The sequence below is a fragment of the Pseudomonas sp. 51_B genome (genome assembly GCF_017491595.1).
In the GTDB taxonomy this organism is placed as follows: Bacteria; Pseudomonadota; Gammaproteobacteria; order Pseudomonadales; family Pseudomonadaceae; genus Aquipseudomonas; species Aquipseudomonas promysalinigenes.
On sequence record NZ_JAFGYW010000150.1, the window covers coordinates 1 to 539 of the forward strand.

Sequence of the window (539 nt, forward strand, 5' to 3'; positions counted from 1 at the left end):
TTCGAACCCGGTTCGAACCGTGAGCGATCGAACGCTGCAATCGGCCGCGAAATCGGGCGTCGAAATCGGCCGTCAAGAGAAAACGGAAGAAGCCGGGCTTCTTCCGTTTTTCGTTTCAACCGCACTCGGCCCGGCGGCCCCCGGCGCGCGCATGCGTTCGCCTGCTCAATCGAGGGCCTTGTCGTTCGGATTCGCGAACAGCTGCTTCATGTCCGCCGACAGCGGATAGTCGAGATTGACGCCCTTCGGCGGTATCGGCCGGTTGAACCACTTCACGTATAGCGCCTCGGCCTCGCCGGAGCGCTGCATCCGCGCGATCACGCGATCCGCGAGCTGCTTGAAGCCGGGGTCGTCCTTGCGCAGCATGCAGCCATACGCTTCGGATACCGGTGAATTGCCCGTGATCACGTAGTCGCCCGGGTTCGCTTCCTTCGCCTTCGCGCCGTACAGCAGCGGCTCGTCCATGAAGAACGCGACCGCGCGGCCGCTCTTCACGTTCAGGAACGCGTCGGCGTGATCCTTCGCGCTGATGATCTGCA

General features: G+C 63.3%; 1 protein-coding gene. It reads right to left on the reverse strand.

Annotation, left to right across the window (positions count from 1 at the left end; all coding sequences use genetic code 11):
- Positions 1-165: 165 nt before the first annotated feature.
- On the reverse strand, positions 166-539 hold a 374-nt coding region (locus J5M56_RS24095; RefSeq protein WP_207937955.1), incomplete at its 5' end, for a transporter substrate-binding domain-containing protein.